This window comes from Agrobacterium sp. SOY23, from assembly GCF_027212525.1.
GTDB classification, from domain to species: Bacteria; Pseudomonadota; Alphaproteobacteria; order Rhizobiales; family Rhizobiaceae; genus Agrobacterium; species Agrobacterium tumefaciens_I.
The window spans coordinates 652,491-671,610 of the sequence record NZ_JAPWDT010000001.1; the positions used below are offsets into that span (position 1 = coordinate 652,491).

Genomic DNA, 19,120 nt, shown 5'->3' on the forward strand with positions numbered 1-19,120 from the left:
AATTAATTCAGGAGGATAGACGCATTGGATCGCCTTGACCGTAAGATTTTGCGCATTTTGCAAGAGGATTCCACACTGGCCGTCGCTGACCTTGCGAAGAAGGTCGGCCTTTCCACAACGCCCTGTTGGCGGCGCATCCAGAAGATGGAAGAGGATGGCGTCATCCGCCGGCGTGTGGCGCTGCTCGATCCGGGCAAGGTCAACACCAAGGTCACGGTTTTCGTCTCCATCCGCACTGCTTCCCATTCCATCGAATGGCTGAAGCGTTTCTCCGAGGTGGTGTCCGAGTTTCCTGAAGTCGTGGAATTTTATCGCATGAGCGGCGATGTCGATTATCTGCTGCGCGTCGTCGTGCCGGATATTGCCGCCTATGACGCCTTCTACAAGCGGATGATCGCCAAGATCGAAATCCGCGACGTCTCGTCCGCCTTCGCGATGGAACAGATCAAATATACGACGGAACTGCCGCTCGACTATATGCTGCTGGATAACCCGAAATCCGGCGAAGAGTGATCCGCTGCCAATCCGGTTTTTGAGCAATGCCCTTTCCGGTCGTCGGGAAGGGCATTTTTCGTTTTGTGGGTTTCGGTGACGGAAAGTCGAATCTCTTCAAGCCGCTGGGCGGAGTTGATGAGATATTGATTCAGCAAAGCGGGTTCGTCGCATTGAAACGAGCCTCCGCGGCATCTTTCTTCTCCCCGGCGGGGAGAAGAAAGATGCCGCGACGCCGCCTCAGCCCTTGAGCTTGGCGATAATCAGATGGCCCGGCGTGGGGTTGCCGTCCTGCATGCGCACATTGATGTCGGTGACCTCGACGACCTCGAAACCGGTCGCGGCCAGTCTTTCCCGGACATAGGTTTCCGCATGGGCGAAACGCTGGTGCGGGCCGACCATATAGGGGCGGCCGGCCATGATGTCTTCGGGCAGGGTTTCCGAAGAGAAGATCAAGAGACCGCCGGCATTGAGGTTTTCGGCGGCGCCGAAAAACAGCGGCTCCAGTGCGCCGAGATAGGGCAACACATCAGTGGCGGTGATGATGTCGAAGGGCTCGTCGTCGTTGTCCTCGAGGAAGTCCTCGGCTTCGGCGACATAGAGCGTCTCGTAGAGATCCTTCTCATGGGCGATCTCGACCATGTTTTCGGAAATGTCGATGCCGGTGATGTCGTCAGCCATATCGCGCAGCGCCTCACCGGTGAGGCCGGTGCCGCAACCGAGATCGAGCAGGCGCTTGAAGGGGCCGAGGTTCAGTGTCTGCAGCCGCTGGCGCACCATCATCGGCACGGCGTAACCGAGCTGCTCGACAAGAATATCCTCGAAGGCTTCGGCGTGCTGGTCGAACAGGGTTTCGACATAAGCATCGGGGGCTTTCGACGGCTGTTCGCCCCGGCCCATGGCGGCGATGCGCACGGCCGCGCCGCCGTGGTCTTCCGGATCGATGGCCAGAACTTCCTCATAGGCCTTCACCGCCGCGTCCACATCGCCGGCTTTTTCGAGCGCGAGTGCACGGTTATAGGCCTCGGCAAGCGCCTCTTCGTCGATCTTCTGGTTCTTCGTCATCGTGCCTTATCCGTCAGCATCTTCAGTTGAGGTTTGCTGTAAGCCGCATCGGGGATGGGCGCAATGCTTATGTGACGCGACGCATCAGTGGATGATGAACTCTCCTTTGAGCGCGCGCCATTCCTGCGCCGAGATCACCTGCCGGTGCACGTAGCGGACGGAGTGCAAAGGCCCGTCGAGCTTTTCCTGCCAGAATTTGAGGAAGCCGTGCATTTCGGGGAAGTCCGGGGCGAGATCATAGTCCTGCCAGACATAGGTCTGGAGAAGCAGCGGATGGTCCGGCAGGCGGTAAAATATCTGCGCGGTGGTGAGGCCGTAGCCTCTCAGCATCATTTCCATGTCCTTGTTCATGACGGCGGTTCCCGTATCCATGATTGCCGATCACAGCATTGCCGCTGTATCGAATATGGGAACACGACAGGGTTAATCCAAGCTTGCCAAAGGCGTGGACTGTCACAAAATATTTATATTTTTCAAAATGTTGGCAGCCGCTCTTGATGAGTGCTGCCAATGTTTCGCCTAGCGCTTGAGGTGGCGCGTCAGGCGTGCTTCCAGCCATGCCCAGACATGCCGCAGCGTTTCGACGATCGTCAGATAGAAGATCGCGGCCCAGAGATAGGCCTGATAATCGAAGGTGCGGGAAAAGGCGTAACGGGTCTGCCCCATCAGATCGAAGACCGTGACGATGGAGACCACCGCCGAACCCTTGATCATCAGGATGATCTCGTTGCCATAAGGGCGCAGCGCCACGATGAGCGCCTGCGGCAGGATGATCTTGCGGAAGGTGACGAGTTTCGACAGGCCGAGCGAGGCCGCACCCTCATGCTGGCCGCGCGGCACGCTGCGGATTGCGCCGCGCAGGATTTCGGCCTGATAGGCCGCCGTGTTGAGGGTGAGCGATAGCAGGCCGCAATACCAGGCCTCGCGGAAGAACCACCACAGGCCAACGGTCTCCAGCCCCTGACGGAAGCTGCCGAGGCCGTAATAGATCAGGAAAAGCTGCGCCAGCAGCGGCGTGCTGCGGAAGACATAGACATAGGTATAGGCCAGCGCGCCGAGGACGCGATTTTCCGACATGCGGGCAAAGGCGATCGGCACGGAAAGAATGGCGCCGAGAATGATCGAACTGCCGACGAGGGTGATGGTGGTGATGAGACCATCGATATAGCGCGGCCCGTAACGCTCGAACTTGTCCCAGTCCCAGCCTTCGATCATGGCGAAGATCAGCCCTGCGGCGAGCAGCGCCCAGAGCGCGATGACGGCCATGCCGACGATGCGCGAAATATTGAGCGGCTTGTCCGCAACGACGGGCGCGGGGCGTGGCGGAATGAGTTCCTGAATATGGCTCATCGGCTCACCTCCGACTTGCGTGACCAGCGATCGATGAAACCGATGCCGATGGACGAAAGCAGCGCGAGGATGAGATAGAGCAGGCAGGCGATGCTGTAGAAGAAGAAGGCTTCCTTGCTGACGCGGGCGGCGATGCCGGTCTGGCGAATGATGTCGGCGAGGCCGATGATCGAGACGTAGGAGGTGTCCTTCAGCAGGATGACCCAGAGATTGGTCATGCCGGGCAGGGCGATCCGCACGAGCTGCGGGATGATGATGAGCACCATGGTGCGGCCGCGCGACAGGCCGAGCGCGTGGCCGGCCTCATATTGTCCCTTCGGTATGGCTTTGAAGGCGGAAAGCAGCACTTCAGACGCATAGGACGAGAACACCACGGAGAGTGCCACCATGCCCGCCACGAAGGCGTTGATTTCGACGGGACCGGTGATGCCCACATAACCGGCCACCGATTGCAGCAGCATCTGGATGCCGTAATAGACGATGAAGAGCGTCAGGAGTTCCGGCAGGCCGCGGAAAATGGTGGTGTAGATGCCGGTCGCCAGCCGCAGCGATTTTTCTTCCGATTGTGCGGCAAGCGCGATGAGGAAACCGATCAGCAGCCCGACGGGCAGGGTGGCGAGCGCCAGCGAGATGGTGACCTTGACGCCGAAGGCGATTTCATCGCCCCAACCCGCATCGCCGCAGGCGACGAGGGTGCCGTTTCCGAAAAGCGAGAAGAGACCGACCGGTCCGCAGAAAGGATCGAGAAGTGTCGAGACATAGGTCCAGAACGCACCTATGGCGGAAAATGCTCCGCTCATGCCAGTTTTCCCCCGCGGTCTTAAGCCGCCGTGATTGTTATGCTGACGTTTTCAAACAAAAATGGCGGAAGGGCAAGCCTTCCGCCACCAGATTTCAACAGATCGAACAGGCTCACTCGCCGTAAACGTCGAAATCGAAGTATTTTTTGTTGATCTCCTGATACTTGCCGCTGGCGCGGATACCGGCGATGGCGGCGGTGAACTTGTCGGCGAGCGCCGTGTCACCCTTGCGAACGGCGACGCCCGCGCCATTGCCGTTGATCTCGACGTCGACCTTGAGCGGCGTCAGGATCTTGCAGCAGGCGCCGGCATCCGTCTTCAGCCATTCCGAAAGCACGACGATATCGTCGATGACGGCGTCGATGCGGCCATTGGCAATGTCGAGCTTATATTCGTCGGCGGTCGGATACATCTTCACGTTGGCATCCGGAAAATGCTTTTCGGCATAGTTGGAGTGGGTGGTGGAACCCTGCGCGCCGAGCGACTTGCCCTTGAGATCGTCGAGCGACTTGATCGGCGAATCCTTCGGCACGGCGATGGCCGGCGGGGTGTTGTAATATTTCTTGGAGAAGTCGACCTTCTGGAGGCGTTCCGGCGTGATCGACATGGACGCGATGATGGCGTCGAACTTCTTGGCCTGCAGGGCGGGAATGATGCCGTCCCAGTCATTGGTGACGAAGGTGCATTCGGCCTTCATTTGTTCGCACAGCGCCTTGGCGATGTCGATGTCGAAGCCGGTCAGCGTGCCGTCGGCTTCGAGATTGTTGAAGGGCGGGTAGGCGCCTTCGGTGCCGATGACGATCTTGTCCTGCGCGAGGGCAGCGCCGGAAAACAGCGAGATGGCGGCAATCGATGCGGCTGCGAGCAGACGGGTGGAAATAGGCATTTCGATCCTCTCTTTTGGTCGTTCATCCGCAGTCTGTTGTTGTTTTCAGTGCGGACGCCAGGGGCGCTGGGCGCGGCAGAACGGATTATACCGCCTGTGGCCTTCAGCGCGGATCAGATTATTCGTCCGGTTGGTCAAAAAATGCAACTGCAATATTAGCGACCGCGTTTGTGCCGCAGAGCTTCCACGAAAACGCCTTGATCTGTTCATTTCCGGTACAGAAGGCTTTGTTCATCATGGGAACCGAAGCGTGTGCCGGGCGTTGACCAGCGCCTGCACGCGCAGCCGGATTCACGATGTCGCGGCACACGCGACGTAAAACGATGGCAGATGAGGAAGCACTGATGCTGAAGAAGAACACATTGCTGACGGGGGTGGTTTTCCCCCTCATGTCGCTGGCGATTGCGGTGGAGCCGGCAGCCGCCGGTTTTGCCGGCGCCGCGCGGGCGCAGACACAGATGCCCCATTCGCAGAGCCCGCTGATCCTGGCGCAGGCACAGCCGGAAGCGGAGAACCCGGAAGAGGAACTGCGCAAGAAGCACAAGCAGGCCGAGGAGGCGCAGCCGCAGGCCGAGCCTCAGAAACACGAACGCGCGCCGGAAGCCCCGCGTGAACGGCCGCCCGAACCGAAGGCCGAAGCACCCGCCGAACCACGCCCCGAACCCCAGCGGGAGCCCCAAAGGGAGCCCCAGCGCGAAGCGCAGCCCGAACTGCAGCGGGAACCCCAGCAGCGCGAGGCCCGCCCGGAACCGGCGCCGGCACCTGCCGAACAGCCGCAGGAGCGCCCGCGTAAACCCGAACGTGCGCAGGAGCCGCAGGGCGAGGGTGAACAGCGCCCGGCACGCCAGCGGGAGGCAGCGCCCGACGCCGCACCGGCCGAACAGCAGCCGCAGGAACGTCCGCGCAAGCCTCAACGGGCGGAACAGCCGGCTGGCGAGGGCGAGCAACGCCCGGAACGTCCCCGCAAGGAGAAGGAACCCACGAAGGAGCCTGCGAAGGAACCCGCTGCCGAACAGCAGCCCGCCGCGCGCCCGGAAAGCGCCGAGCAGCCCGCCAAGCCCCGCGAACCGGCACCCGCGAAAAAACCGCAGGTAGAGGAAAAGGCCCTGGAACAGAAAGCCGAGCCGGCTGAAAAACCCGTTCCCGAGAAAAAGCCGGCAGCTCCCGAGCCCGCCGTGAAGGAAGCGCCGGTCCCGACCGAAGCGCCAACACCTGCGCGCCCACCGGCACCTGAGGTGCAACCCAACCCCGCACCCGGCCGCCAGCCTTCCGAGCAGCCGGCCGAAGGCCAGGGCAGGACGGAGCCCGCAGCGCCGCTGCCGGGTGCCCCGACACCTCCGCCGCCGAGCGGTGCGACGACCGGACAGGCGCCGGCCGGTGAGCCCGTGCCCAATCAGGTCGCCGTGCCGCAGACGGAAGCGCCGCCGATGACGAAGGAGGAACTGGACAAGGCCAAGGCAATCGCCAAGGATCCGTCCAAGACCGCTGACACCGTCATCCTGCCGGTCGACAAGGGCGCGGCCGTTCTTGACAGCGACAAGGAAGTGGAACGCTCCGGCAACCGCCAGACCCGCGAGGAACGTCGCCGCGAGCGCGAACAGGCCGGTGACGTCAAGGTTCCGACCTCCGACGCCGAAGCACAGCGCGCCGGTGCCGCCGAAGGCAAGGTCCCGCCGCCGCCCGTGAAGATGGAGGCGATCACCTCCCAGCAGGGCGAGCGCATCGACCGTCGTCCGCAATATGAGCGGCCGGAAGGCGTGCGTGAATGGCAGCCACGCGAAGGCCGTCCGCGTGACCGGGATCGTGACGCGCCGATCATCCTGCAGTTCGGCGACCGTGTCGTGGTGCGCGGTGACGACAACCAGCGCTTCATCCGTGATGGCGGCGAGCCCTATTACGAACGCCTGCCGGGCGGCCGTGTGCGCGAAACCGTCGAGCGCCGTGACGGCACGCAGGTGGTGACGATCCGCAACCGCTACGGCGACGTCATCCAGCGTTCGCGCATCGATGATCGCGGCCGGGAATATGTGCTGTTTTATGCACCGGAACTGATGGACGATCCCGACCGCGATTATGTCTATCGCGACCCGGGCCTCGACCTGCCGCCGATGCGCCTGCGCATTCCCGTGACCGACTACATCATCGACACCTCGAGCGATCCGGACCGCGATTATTACCGCTTCCTGGAGCAGCCGCCCGTCGAGCCTGTGGAGCGTGTCTATTCGCTGGACGAAGTGCGTTATTCGGCCCGTATCCGCGACAAGGTGCGCCGTATCGACCTCGATACCATCACCTTTGCCACCGGCAGCGCCGAAATTCCGATGACGCAGGCCCGCTCGCTGCGCAAGGTTGCGGATGCGATCAACAAGGCGCTGAACAAGAACCCGGCGGAAACCTTCCTGATCGAAGGCCATACCGATGCCGTCGGTTCGGATGAAAGCAACCTCGTCCTTTCCGACGAGCGCGCCGCCTCCGTCGCCAATGTGTTGACCGACGTTTACGGCATTCCGCCGGAAAACCTCGCGACGCAGGGTTATGGCGAGCGTTACCTGAAGGTGCAGACGCTCGGCCCGGAACAGCAGAACCGCCGCGTCACCATCCGCCGCGTGACGCCGCTGGTGAAGCCCGTCGCGCAGAACTGATCGGGTTCGGGAAGAAAAACAAAGGCCCGGAAAGCGCAAGCTTTCCGGGCCTTTTTGTTGTTGGCGACAGGTCTTTCCAGCAACTCGACGTCATCCTCGGGCTCGTCCCGAGGATCCAATCACGTCTCACCGGGTGAGGCGTCGCAGATGCTCGGGACAGGCCCGAGCATGACGGATGGGACGTTTGCGATGACCTCCCATGTCCGGGAAGTCAAAAGCTCCCCGGCTCATCTCTATTTTGACGAAGACTCTCTGCTGTCGAACGGAACAGAAGAGGGGAGGCATGGCCTCAGTTCAGCGCCACGGCGATTTCAGCCGCAAGCTGCGCATTGTTGCGCACCAGCGCAATATTGGTCTCGAGGCTGCGCCCATCCGTCAGGCGGAAGATATCGCCGAGCAGGTAAGGCGTGACCGCCTTGCCGGTGACTTCATCACGCTCGGCGTGGGAGATGGCGCGGTTGATGTAGATTTCCATCTCCTCGCGCGGAATTTCGTCGGCTTCCGGCACGGGATTGGCCACCAGCATGCCGCCATCGATGCCGAGCTGTTCGCGGGTCGCCTGGAAATTGGCGATTGCCGCAGGGCTGTTCAGCGAGAGCGGGCTCGCCAGGCCGGAGGAGCGCGACCAGAAGGCCGGGAATTCTTCAGACCCGAAGGTGACGACCGGCACGCCGTTGGTTTCGAGAACTTCCAGCGTCTTCGGAATATCGAGGATTGCCTTGGCGCCGGCGCAGACGACGATCACGCCGGTCCTGGCAAGCTCGGTCAGGTCTGCGGAAATATCGAAGCTTTCTTCCGCGCCCTTGTGCACGCCGCCAATGCCGCCGGTGGCGAAAACGCGAATGCCGGCGCGGGCGGCGGCGATCATGGTGGCGGCGACCGTGGTGGCGCCGGTGCGACGCTCGGCGATCGCAAAGGCGATATCGGCGCGCGAGACCTTCATGGCGTCGGTGGTCTGCGCAAGCGCCTCGAGCTGGTCTTTCTCAAGGCCGATATGCAAATTGCCGTGAATGACGGCGATGGTGGCCGGAACCGCACCCTGATCACGGATGATCTGTTCGACGCTTTCCGCCATCTCGATATTGCCGGGATAGGGCATACCATGGGTGATGATGGTCGATTCGAGCGCGACGATCGGCGCACCGCGCTGCTTGGCGGCGGCGACTTCCTGAGAATAGACGATGGGCAGGAGCGGGGAGATGGGGCGGGTCATTTTAGTTTGTTCCAATTTTCAAAAGCGGGTTCATGCCAGTATTTCAGCCTGGGGAACAAGCCCCAACATGGCGTCGACACTGTCTTTTGATAGTTCCTGGGCCGTGGCGAAGGGCGATTGCACGGTGATGGCGGCCGCGGCCGCCCCTTGTCTCAATGCTTCCGTAATCGTCTTTCCCTCGGCAATGGCGGCGAGATAACCCGACGCCATGGCATCACCGGCGCCGGTGACGTCCTTCACCTCACGGATGAGGGGCGGGTGGAGGATTGCTTTTTCTGTTCCGTTAAAGGCCACCACTTCGCTTGCGCCACGGGTGACGACGCCGCCGGAAAGCCCGGCCTTGCGCAGAATATCCGGCCAGTCACGGACATTCTGTGCCGTCTCGCCGGTCAGTGCGCGGGCTTCCGCCTCGTTCATGAAGAGAATGCCGATATCACCGAGCGCCGCTTTCAGCTTCACCGCCTTGGCGGGCGAAATGGCGATGGCCGCAAGCGGCTTTTCGCAGGCCCGGGCAATGAGGCCGAGCGCCGTCAGCGTATCTTCGGGCAGATTGGCGTCGCAGAGCAGGATATCGCTGGCGGTGATCGCCTCGCGCACGCCGCGTACCTTCAGGCGGCGCGGGGTGAAGAGCTTGTAGAGGTCCATGTCGGCAAGCGCGATGACCAGATTGCCGTCGCGCTCCAGAATGGCGGTGTAGCTCGGCGTGCGGCGGTCGAGGAAGACGAAGGGCGTGTCCTCCACCCCCGCCTGCCTTGCTGCCTCCGCCACGGCTTCTCCTGTCACATCGCCGCCGCGCGGGGCGATGATGCGGACCTTAAAACCGAGGCGGGAAAGATTGCGCGCGGCGTTAAAACCGCCGCCGCCGGCCTCTTCCATCCACGAGCCGGGATTGCTGGCGCCGGGCGCCGTCTCGGTCTCGATCATGCCGCGCCGGTCGATATGCGCGCCGCCCAGAACGAGTATTTTCTTCACGCTTGCGTTTCCCTCTTTGGCGGATGGAAAGACCGGACGATTCGGCCTAAACTGATGTCTTCCTGACCTCGCATCCGGTTTGCGGCGATGGGCCGGGCACGGAAAAACGAAAGCAGAACAAACTACTTATCGCTATTTGTTTTCAATATGCTGGCTCAGCCTTGCGAAATGAGAACAAATAGAGTACATACCGTTTCCATACTGCTTCATTGCCTGTGCGGCTTCAATAACCTAAAGGTGGTTCGGATGGCACAAAATTCTTTGCGTCTCGTAGAGGATAAATCGGTGGATAAAAGCAAGGCACTGGAAGCGGCGCTCTCCCAGATCGAACGGTCGTTCGGCAAGGGATCGATCATGAAGCTCGGTTCCAATGAAAACGTGGTTGAGGTGGAGACCGTTTCGACGGGTTCGCTCAGCCTGGATATCGCGCTCGGCATCGGCGGTCTGCCGAAGGGGCGCATCATTGAAATTTATGGCCCGGAAAGCTCGGGTAAGACGACGCTGGCGCTGCAGACGATTGCGGAAGCCCAGAAGAAGGGCGGCATCTGCGCCTTCGTGGACGCCGAACATGCGCTCGATCCGGTCTATGCCCGCAAGCTCGGTGTGGATCTGCAGGGCCTTCTGATCTCGCAGCCGGATACGGGCGAGCAGGCGCTTGAGATCACCGATACGCTGGTGCGCTCCGGCGCGGTGGATGTTCTCGTGGTCGACTCCGTTGCGGCACTGACGCCGCGGGCGGAAATCGAGGGCGAAATGGGCGACAGCCTGCCGGGTCTTCAGGCCCGTCTGATGAGCCAGGCGCTGCGCAAGCTCACCGCCTCGATCTCCAAGTCGAAGTGCATGGTGATCTTCATCAACCAGATCCGCATGAAGATCGGCGTCATGTTCGGTTCGCCGGAAACGACGACGGGCGGTAATGCGCTGAAGTTCTACGCCTCCGTGCGCCTCGACATCCGCCGTATCGGCGCCGTCAAGGAGCGTGAAGAGGTTGTCGGCAACCAGACGCGCGTCAAGGTCGTCAAGAACAAGATGGCGCCGCCCTTCAAGCAGGTGGAATTCGACATCATGTATGGCGAAGGTGTTTCCAAGACCGGTGAGCTGGTCGATCTCGGCGTGAAGGCCGGTATCGTCGAGAAATCCGGTGCCTGGTTCTCCTATAACAGCCAGCGTCTGGGGCAGGGGCGTGAAAACGCCAAGACCTTCCTGCGCGACAATCCGGATACGGCCAATGAGATCGAACTGGCGCTGCGCCAGAATGCCGGTCTGATCGCCGACCGCTTCCTGCAGAATGGTGGCCCGGACGCCGGCGAAGGTGACGACGGCAGCGACGAGGGCTGATACGGTCCGCGAAGGTCCGGGTATCGCAGCCCGGAGACTTTGCCGAACTGATATGGATTAAAAGGGTCGTGCGATTTTTCTTCGCGCGGCCCTTTTTCCTTGCCTATATGTCTTGCTTCGCCTCCATGGCTGGACAGGGCAGGATGCGGACGATAAAAGCCAGTGATTTTGCAATATAGCCATCTTCGGGATGGCGGTGATGGACTCCAGCTGTGAGCGGTGTGTGGGCATGAGCGGTGTGAATGAAATTCGGTCGACCTTTCTCGACTACTTCAAGAAGAACGGACACGAGATCGTGCCTTCCAGCCCGCTGGTGCCGCGCAACGATCCGACACTGATGTTCACCAATGCCGGCATGGTGCAGTTCAAGAACGTCTTCACCGGTCTTGAAAGCCGCCCCTATTCCACGGCCGCTTCGGCGCAGAAATGCGTGCGCGCCGGCGGCAAGCATAACGACCTCGACAATGTCGGTTATACCGCCCGTCACCACACCTTCTTCGAAATGCTCGGCAATTTCTCCTTCGGTGATTATTTCAAGGAAGAGGCGATCACCCATGCCTGGAACCTGATCACCAAGGAATTCGGCATTGACCGTAACCGTCTGCTGGTCACGGTCTATCATACCGATGACGAGGCCTTTAACCTCTGGAAGAAGATCGCCGGTTTCTCCGACGACCGTATCATCCGCATTCCGACCAGCGACAATTTCTGGGCGATGGGCGATACCGGTCCCTGCGGTCCCTGTTCGGAAATCTTCTACGATCACGGCGACCATATCTGGGGCGGCCCGCCCGGTTCGCCGGAAGAGGATGGCGATCGTTTCATTGAAATCTGGAACCTCGTCTTCATGCAATATGAGCAGCTGACGAAGGAAGAGCGCATCGACCTGCCGCGCCCGTCGATCGATACCGGCATGGGCCTGGAGCGTATTTCGGCGCTGCTGCAGGGCAAGCATGACAATTACGACACGGACCTGTTCCGTGCGCTGATCTCCGCTTCCGTGGAAGCAACCGGCGTTCCGGCCGAAGGCGAAAAGCGCGCCAGCCACCGGGTCATCGCCGACCATCTGCGCTCGTCCGCCTTCCTGATCGCCGATGGCGTCCTGCCTTCAAACGAAGGCCGCGGTTACGTTCTGCGCCGTATCATGCGCCGCGCCATGCGCCATGCCGAGCTTCTCGGCGCGCGCGAGCCGCTGATCTACAAGCTGCTTCCGGCACTGGTGCAGCAGATGGGCCGTGCCTATCCGGAACTCGTGCGCGCCGAAGCGCTGATTTCCGAGACGCTGAAGCTTGAGGAAACCCGTTTCCGCAAGACGCTGGAACGCGGCCTGTCGCTGCTCTCCGACGCTACCTCGACCCTGCACAAGGGCGATATGCTGGATGGCGAAACCGCATTCAAGCTTTACGATACCTATGGTTTCCCGCTCGACCTGACGCAGGATGCGCTGCGCGCCCGCGAAATCGGCGTCGATATTTCCGGTTTCACTGATGCCATGGAGCGCCAGAAGGCGGAAGCCCGCTCACATTGGGCCGGCTCCGGCGACAAGGCAACCGAGACAATCTGGTTCGAGCTCAAGGAAAAGCTCGGCGCGACCGAGTTCCTCGGTTACGACACCGAAACCGCCGAAGGCGTCGTCCTGGCGATCGTCAGGGACGGCAAGGCTGTCGAGAGCGCTGCCGATGGCGAGACCGTGCAGGTCGTCGTCAACCAGACGCCGTTCTACGGCGAGTCCGGTGGCCAGATGGGCGATACCGGTGTGATCTCCGGCGACAACGGCGCCTTTGCCGTTTCCGATACCCAGAAGAGGGGCGAAGGCCTGTTCGTGCATATGGGCACCGTCTCCAAGGGCGGCCTGAAAGTGGGCGATGCCGTTCAGCTGACGGTCGATCACGAACGCCGCTCGCGCCTGCGTGCCAACCACTCCGCCACCCACCTTCTGCACGAGGCGCTGCGCGAAGTGCTCGGCACCCATGTGGCCCAGAAGGGTTCGCTGGTTGCGCCCGAGCGCCTGCGCTTCGACGTTTCGCATCCGAAGCCGATGTCGGCCGAGGAGCTGAAGGTTGTCGAAGAGATGGCCAACGAAATCGTGCTGCAGAACTCGCCGGTCGTCACCCGCCTGATGAGCGTTGACGACGCCATTGCCGAAGGCGCCATGGCGCTGTTCGGTGAAAAATACGGCGATGAGGTTCGTGTTGTCTCCATGGGCACCGGCCTGCATGGCGCAAAAGCCAACCGTCCCTATTCCGTCGAGCTTTGCGGCGGCACCCATGTGGGCGCCACCGGCCAGATCGGTCTCATCCGCATTCTCGGCGAAAGCGCCGTTGGTGCCGGCGTGCGTCGTCTCGAAGCGGTCACCGGTCAGGGTGCGCTTGCCTATCTTTCCGAACAGGATGAGCGGGTGAAGGCGCTTGCGTCGTCGCTGAAAGTACAGCCGGGCGACGTTCTCTCGCGCGTTGAAGGGCTGCTGGACGAGCGCAAAAAGCTGGAGCGTGAACTTGCCGATGCCCGCAGGAAGCTTGCCATGGGCGGCGGTTCTGCCGATGCCGGCGCAAGCGACGTCAAGCAGGTGGCCGGCGTCAATTTCCTGGCGAAGTCCATGTCCGGCATCGATGCCAAGGACCTCAAGGGTCTCGCTGATGAAGCCAAGGCCAACCTCGGCTCCGGCGTCGTGCTGCTGATCGCGGTTTCCGAAGACGGCAAGGCAAGCGCTGTTGCGGCCGTGACCGAAGACCTGACCGCGCGCTTCAGCGCCGTGGACATTGTTCGTACTGCTTCCGCCGCACTTGGCGGCAAGGGCGGCGGCGGTCGCCCTGACATGGCACAGGCCGGTGGCCCGGATGGCGCCAAGGCGCAGGAGGCCATCGAAGCGGTGGCCGCGGCACTGGCGGCCTGATCCTAAAACCACAGGGTTGGTCCGGTTTTCCGGGCCAACCACTTCCGTTTTCACCAATAAGGTGAGGACTGTCGGCTGCCGGCCCCGTTTGCCGGGCACCCAACTGAGCAGGATTTGTCAAATCGAGTTATGGTTCTATTGGCCATCGGATTTGCAAAGAGGCTCGATATGAACGGTGACACGGCTTGGGCAATCTATGAAACGCGTCTGAGGCGGGTTTCAGCCTATATTCACGACCATCTTGACGAGGAACTGGATATGGGCCGGCTGGCGGAAATCGCCTGCATGTCAAGCTATCACTGGCACAGAATTTATCGGGCAATCCATGGCGAAACGGCGGCCATGACCGTCAAGAGGCTGCGGTTGCACCGCGCGGCGGGCGAAATCGTCCGCGGCGATCTTGCCATCGGCGATATTGCAAAACGATCGGGCTACCCGAACCTCCAGTCCTTCAACCGCATTTTCAAAACGGCCTATGGCATGCCGCCGGCGCGTTACCGGAAAGAGGGGAGCCACAGTCTGTTCAACGCAGTTCCTTTGGAAAAGGTGACCGATATGTTTGATATTGCTGTGAAAACCGTTTCTCCGATGATGCTGACCGGGGTTCCGCATCGCGGCTCCTACATGCTGATCAGCAAGGCGTTCGAAACCCTGTTCGGGACGCTGTATGCGCGTGGACTGGCCGGACCGGACATGCGCATGATCGGGGTTTATTTCGACGATCCCGATATCGTGCCTGCCGACAAGCTTCGTTCCATTGCCTGCGTCACCGGTGTTGTGACACCGATGGAGAGCGAGCCGTTGCAGCGGCAACCCATCGCAGGCGGTGAATATGCCGTGCTGCGTCACAAAGGTCCCTATGCGGATATGCACCGGGCTTATCGATGGCTTTACGCTGAATGGCTTCCCGCCTCCGGACGACAGATCGGCGATGGCGCGATGTTCGAGGAATATCTGAATAGTCCCAGGGACACACCGCCAACCGAACTGCTGACGGATATTTACCTGCCGCTGGCATGACCATGGGAGCCGACAGGCCGGTCAGCTTGCCGCCGCCTGCAGATCCTTTGCCGCTTCTTCATCGAGTTGGGCGGCGCGCTTGAAGGCCGGGCGGTCGGTGAGATGCGCCATGTAATCGAGAAAGGCCGGGCGTTTTTCGATGGTGCCGAAATGGAGCCCCCAGCCAATATGGGCGCCGACATAGACATCCGCCGCGGTGAAGAGATCGCCGGCGATGAAGCGGTTTTCGCTGACGGCCCGTTCAAGCGTGTTCATCACATCCGCGTAGCTGCCGCAGCCGGCCATGCGCAGCTTTTCCTTCGGCACTTCGAAACCCATCGCCTTCATGCTCACTGCCATTTCCAGCGGGCCTGCGGCAAAGAACATCCAGCGGTAATAGAGCCCGCGTGCCTTCGGTGTGGGCGCAAGGTTCGCGCCGGGAAAGGCATCGGCGAGATAGGCGCAGATCGCGGCCGCTTCGGTGACGATGGTATCGCCATGTTTGATGGCCGGCACCTTGGCCATCGGGTTGATCAGCCGGTAGGCGGGCGATTTCATCGAGGTCTCGAAGCCCAGTATTTCCGTCCGGTACGGAACGCCCACTTCCTCGAGCATCCATCGCGCGATGCGTCCGCGCGACATGGGGTTGGTGTAAAAGATCAATTCACTCATGCTTTTGCCTCCCCAAGCAAAATCGTCGAAGCATCACGGGAAAACCGGTAGGGATTTCGCACTCGTGCTTCGCTTTTTAACAATCCGCAGCGTCATTCGCGTATTCCCTAAAGATCGCGCCGATGCTCCGATGAACGTTTGACTGTGCCTGGCAAGTTATGTGCAAGTAGATGCTGTTTCAGCTTTGTCTTATTGTTGTACTGGCCGTGGCACGCGGAATCGAAGTCTGCGCCTAGTGTCACGGCTAATCAAGATACTGTGAACAAAAAAGAAAACCCGGCGTTACGACCGGGTTCCGTTCCCTGATGGCGCATGAGGCTAGCCGGCTATCGGTGTCGTCGGATGCCGCGGCCTAATCGTCTGTTTTCTTTCCCGCCTGCCGCGTTGCGGCCAGCAGTGCGAGGAAAAAGGCAATACTGGTCAGCACGGTGCGGATAAGGTTGGAAAGCGCCCAGTGATCGCGCAGTTCCTGCCAGTTTGACGGTATTTCGGTTGAAACGGTTTTGAAGAACTCGTTGATGGGAACATTGACCATTCGCGTCTGGATCACGACAACAGCGTAGATGACCAAAGCGGACAACCATATCAGGCGGTTGTGCCTGTCGGCCAGTGCGGCGGCGAAAAGGATCGCCAGCGGGGAGAAGAAGGCGGCATAAAATACGCCATTTCGAACGCTGAAATTTATGCTGTTGAATGCTGCAACAAAAATTTCCGCATCAAGCTGCGGGAAAGCCATCATCACGGGATTGCTGAAGGCAAAAAAGAAGCCGGCCATGATGCCGAGGCTCAGGGGCGCGGCGATGCGCAGGGCCGATGCTGCCGGTTCTCTCACAAGGGTCTTCGCAGGAAATTGCCTTGTTCTTATCGCGTGCAGAAATGAGCTGGACATGAAAATCTCCATCGAATAACCGTACATATGCGTACGGATAATCCGTACGCATATGTACGGTTATTGTCAAGGAAATGCGGATGCGTAACGAGAGCAGGGAATTGCGCCGGCGCGAGATTGTCGAACATGCCTTCGCCATGCTCGCGCAGGAGGGATATGCCGCCTTTTCCATGCAGGCGCTGGCGAAGGTGAGCAGGTCGTCGAAGGAAACGCTCTATGGCTGGTTCGGCGGCAAGGCCGGGCTCTACGAAGCCATGGTGGCAGAAAATGCCGCAAGGCTGGTATTGCCCTCGGCGGAGGTGGCCGATGGGGTGAATGAGCTTTCCCGTTTCGGGGCTGAATTGTTGTCGATGCTCCTGGGGGAGCGGGCAGTCCTGCTCAATCGGGTCGCGGCGGCGGAGGCCGGCGGCGAGGCTGCACTCGGCGGATTTCTGGCGGAAAAGGGTCGTGACCAGGTCATGCCGAAGCTTGCGGCATATTTTCAGGCACTGGAAAAACAGGGTGTCCTGCGCATGGCGGCATCGGAAGAGCCTGCGGAACTCTGGCTGTCGCTTCTGGTCGGGGATTTGCAGATCAGGCGCGCGACGGGGGCGATTGGCCTGCCGACGCAGGAGGAGATGGCGGCACGCTCGGCCTGCGCCGCGGAGCTGATATTCCGTCTTTACGGCACAAATGAAAAACCCGGCACTGAGGCCGGGTTCTGAAGTGGCTGAGAAGGCAGGCTCAGGCCGCCATGGCCTTCTTGAGGTTTTCGTCGATCTTGTCGAGGAAGGCGGTGGTGGAGAGCCAGGGCTGATCCGGTCCGATGAGGAGCGCGAGGTCCTTGGTCATGTAGCCGCTTTCGACGGTATCGACGCAGACGGTTTCGAGCGTTGCCGCGAACTTGGCCAGATCGGCATTGTCGTCCAGCTTGGCGCGGTGGGCGAGGCCACGGGTCCAGGCGAAGATCGAGGCGATCGAGTTGGTCGAGGTTTCCTGACCCTTCTGGTGCTGGCGGTAGTGGCGCGTAACCGTGCCGTGTGCAGCTTCGGCTTCGACCGTGCGGCCATCCGGCGAAAGAAGAACCGAGGTCATCAGGCCGAGCGAACCGAAGCCCTGCGCGACCGTGTCGGACTGCACGTCGCCATCGTAGTTCTTGCAGGCCCAGATATAGCCGCCGGACCACTTCAGCGCGGAAGCGACCATGTCGTCGATCAGGCGGTGCTCATAGGTGATGCCGATTTCGTCGAACTGCTTCTTGAATTCGTTCTGGTATACTTCTTCGAAGATATCCTTGAAGCGGCCGTCATAGGCCTTGAGGATGGTGTTCTTCGTGGAGAGGTAAACCGGCCACTTGCGCATCAGGCCATAGTTCATGGAGGCGCGGGCGAATTCGCGGATGGATTCGTCGAGGTTGTACATGGCTAGTGCTACGCCGGCGCTCGGGGCGTCGAAGACGTCCTTTTCGATGACCTGGCCGTCTTCACCGACGAACTTGATGGTCAGCTTGCCCTTGCCGGGGAACTTGAAATCAGTTGCCTTGTACTGGTCGCCAAAGGCGTGACGGCCGACGACGATCGGCTTGGTCCAGCCGGGAACGAGGCGCGGAACGTTCTTGCAGATGATCGGCTCGCGGAAGATGACGCCGCCCAGAATGTTGCGGATCGTGCCGTTCGGGCTCTTCCACATCTGCTTCAGGCCGAATTCCTCGACGCGGGCTTCATCCGGGGTGATGGTGGCGCATTTGATGCCGACGCCGTGCTTCTTGATGGCGTGTGCCGCGTCGACCGTGACCTGGTCATTGGTGGCGTCGCGGTTTTCAACCGAGAGGTCGTAATATTCGATATCAAGATCGAGGTAAGGCAGGATCAGCTTGTCCTTGATGAGCTGCCAGATGATACGGGTCATTTCGTCGCCGTCGAGATCGACGACCGGATTGGCTACCTTGATCTTTGCCATGAATTCCTCACCTTCGAAGCTGTGGCGCCGGGTGACGCCAATAGTCGGAAAAATATCCGGTGCGGCTATAGCATCGCACGCGCCTGAGGCAAAGCCATGGGGGGCGCTTTTTTGGCGCAGCGCAATAACGCTTTGCGCATTGCCAAACCACAATGCCGGAATACAGTCAGGCGAATCGCTTCGCCCGCTTGTCGGGCCTATCCCGGGATCACATCATGCGGAATATTCTGCTTCTGACTGCCGCCGTCCTCTTTTCCCACAGCGCCCTTGCGGCCTCACCTGCCGATCCCGTTCAGAAGGTGATGGATATCACCGTCAAGAACTGGTCCGGTGATGCGGAGAACTGGAAGTATATTTTCGATGAGGACATGCTGACCAGCCTCTTCAGCAAGGACTTCGTGACGCAATATCGCGAAGCCTCCAAGAAGCCGGCTTACGAGGCTGAAAGCGGGGAGAAGGGTGATCCCTTCGGTTACGATGTCGTGACCAACTCCCAGGATGGCTGCCCGCTGGCCGATGTTTCCGTGACGCCCGGTGCGGTGAAGGACGGCGTGACGGATGTGACGGCGAAATTCAAGCTCTGGGCCTGCATGGACGAGGCCGAGATGAAGGCGACCGTCGACGAAGTGCATTTCGATGTTGTCGAGGAGGATGGCCGGCCGGTCATCAGCGATATTCACCGGGTGGGGGACGAGGGCCGGGATTCGCTGCGCGAAGAGATGGCGGCGATCATCAAGGGCGAGTGAGGGTGGCGATACGGAGGTTCGCCGCACTTGAAAACAGCTCCTCCGTCATGCTCGGGCTTGTCCCGAGCATCTGCAACAGATTGATTTTACGAGACGTGCGTGGATCCTCGGGACAGGCCCGAGCATGAAGTAGGGTGTGGGGTGGAGCTTCTGTCCCACTCGAAGGCCGCCATTCGCCCGCTCCGCCTTTGATTTTGGTGCCGATCTGTGCCAGTGAAGCGCGCT

General features: G+C 60.7%; 17 protein-coding genes. 7 read left to right on the top strand and 10 right to left on the bottom strand.

Going from position 1 to position 19,120, the window contains the following annotated elements:
- The first annotated feature begins 24 nt into the window (after positions 1–24).
- Positions 25–513, top strand: coding sequence for an Lrp/AsnC family transcriptional regulator (locus O3S81_RS03195; RefSeq protein WP_065115978.1), 489 nt, complete (start codon positions 25–27; stop codon positions 511–513).
- A gap of 219 nt (positions 514–732) precedes the next feature.
- Here O3S81_RS03195 and O3S81_RS03200 read toward each other — a convergent pair whose 3' ends face one another.
- The 5 genes from O3S81_RS03200 to O3S81_RS03220 form a co-directional block, all read right to left on the bottom strand.
- Complete coding sequence (locus tag O3S81_RS03200; RefSeq protein ID WP_269340924.1) at positions 733–1,557, bottom strand: class I SAM-dependent DNA methyltransferase; 825 nt, start codon at positions 1,555–1,557, stop codon at positions 733–735.
- A gap of 84 nt (positions 1,558–1,641) precedes the next feature.
- Positions 1,642–1,908, bottom strand: coding sequence for an usg protein (locus tag O3S81_RS03205; RefSeq protein ID WP_269341388.1), 267 nt, complete (start codon positions 1,906–1,908; stop codon positions 1,642–1,644).
- 168 nt (positions 1,909–2,076) lie between these two features.
- Positions 2,077–2,907, bottom strand: coding sequence for an ABC transporter permease (locus O3S81_RS03210; protein WP_269340925.1), 831 nt, complete (start codon positions 2,905–2,907; stop codon positions 2,077–2,079).
- Complete coding sequence (locus O3S81_RS03215) at positions 2,904–3,707, bottom strand: ABC transporter permease (protein ID WP_269340926.1); 804 nt, start codon at positions 3,705–3,707, stop codon at positions 2,904–2,906. Before O3S81_RS03215 ends, O3S81_RS03210 begins: the two co-directional genes overlap by 4 nt.
- Positions 3,708–3,819: 112 nt before the next feature.
- Positions 3,820–4,593, bottom strand: a complete 774-nt coding sequence (locus O3S81_RS03220; protein WP_269340927.1) for an ABC transporter substrate-binding protein — start codon at positions 4,591–4,593, stop codon at positions 3,820–3,822.
- Positions 4,594–4,937: 344 nt separating this feature from the next.
- Here O3S81_RS03220 and O3S81_RS03225 point away from each other — a divergent pair, with 344 nt between their 5' ends.
- On the top strand, positions 4,938–7,235 hold the full coding sequence (locus tag O3S81_RS03225) for an OmpA family protein (RefSeq protein WP_269340928.1): 2,298 nt from the start codon (positions 4,938–4,940) through the stop codon (positions 7,233–7,235).
- A 289-nt stretch (positions 7,236–7,524) separates the two neighbouring features.
- Here the strand turns inward: O3S81_RS03225 and O3S81_RS03230 are convergent, their stop codons facing one another.
- Together O3S81_RS03230 and O3S81_RS03235 are read right to left on the bottom strand one after the other, a co-directional pair.
- Positions 7,525–8,448, bottom strand: coding sequence for a pseudouridine-5'-phosphate glycosidase (locus O3S81_RS03230; RefSeq protein ID WP_269340930.1), 924 nt, complete (start codon positions 8,446–8,448; stop codon positions 7,525–7,527).
- A gap of 30 nt (positions 8,449–8,478) precedes the next feature.
- Positions 8,479–9,420, bottom strand: a complete 942-nt coding sequence (locus O3S81_RS03235) for a carbohydrate kinase family protein (protein WP_269340931.1) — start codon at positions 9,418–9,420, stop codon at positions 8,479–8,481.
- Between the two features lie 246 nt (positions 9,421–9,666).
- Here O3S81_RS03235 and recA point away from each other — a divergent pair, with 246 nt between their 5' ends.
- From recA to O3S81_RS03250, 3 genes are all read left to right on the top strand, one after another.
- Positions 9,667–10,758: a recombinase RecA gene (gene recA / locus O3S81_RS03240; protein ID WP_269340932.1), complete on the top strand. Its 1,092-nt coding sequence runs from the start codon at positions 9,667–9,669 to the stop codon at positions 10,756–10,758.
- A 229-nt stretch (positions 10,759–10,987) separates the two neighbouring features.
- Complete coding sequence (alaS, locus tag O3S81_RS03245) at positions 10,988–13,651, top strand: alanine--tRNA ligase (protein WP_269340933.1); 2,664 nt, start codon at positions 10,988–10,990, stop codon at positions 13,649–13,651.
- A gap of 168 nt (positions 13,652–13,819) precedes the next feature.
- Complete coding sequence (locus O3S81_RS03250; protein ID WP_269340935.1) at positions 13,820–14,671, top strand: AraC family transcriptional regulator; 852 nt, start codon at positions 13,820–13,822, stop codon at positions 14,669–14,671.
- A 21-nt stretch (positions 14,672–14,692) separates the two neighbouring features.
- Here the strand turns inward: O3S81_RS03250 and O3S81_RS03255 are convergent, their stop codons facing one another.
- Together O3S81_RS03255 and O3S81_RS03260 are read right to left on the bottom strand one after the other, a co-directional pair.
- Positions 14,693–15,322, bottom strand: a complete 630-nt coding sequence (locus O3S81_RS03255; RefSeq protein WP_269340936.1) for a glutathione S-transferase family protein — start codon at positions 15,320–15,322, stop codon at positions 14,693–14,695.
- A gap of 352 nt (positions 15,323–15,674) precedes the next feature.
- Positions 15,675–16,211, bottom strand: a complete 537-nt coding sequence (locus O3S81_RS03260; protein ID WP_269340938.1) for an anthrone oxygenase family protein — start codon at positions 16,209–16,211, stop codon at positions 15,675–15,677.
- Positions 16,212–16,291: 80 nt separating this feature from the next.
- Between O3S81_RS03260 and O3S81_RS03265 the strand changes: the two genes are divergently transcribed.
- Positions 16,292–16,915, top strand: coding sequence for a TetR/AcrR family transcriptional regulator (locus O3S81_RS03265; RefSeq protein WP_269340940.1), 624 nt, complete (start codon positions 16,292–16,294; stop codon positions 16,913–16,915).
- Between the two features lie 19 nt (positions 16,916–16,934).
- On the opposite strand, the gene O3S81_RS03270 is transcribed toward O3S81_RS03265, so the two are convergent.
- Positions 16,935–18,149, bottom strand: coding sequence for an NADP-dependent isocitrate dehydrogenase (locus O3S81_RS03270; RefSeq protein ID WP_269340941.1), 1,215 nt, complete (start codon positions 18,147–18,149; stop codon positions 16,935–16,937).
- Between the two features lie 215 nt (positions 18,150–18,364).
- Here O3S81_RS03270 and O3S81_RS03275 point away from each other — a divergent pair, with 215 nt between their 5' ends.
- Positions 18,365–18,895: a hypothetical protein gene (locus tag O3S81_RS03275; RefSeq protein WP_269340942.1), complete on the top strand. Its 531-nt coding sequence runs from the start codon at positions 18,365–18,367 to the stop codon at positions 18,893–18,895.
- Positions 18,896–19,120 lie beyond the last annotated feature (225 nt).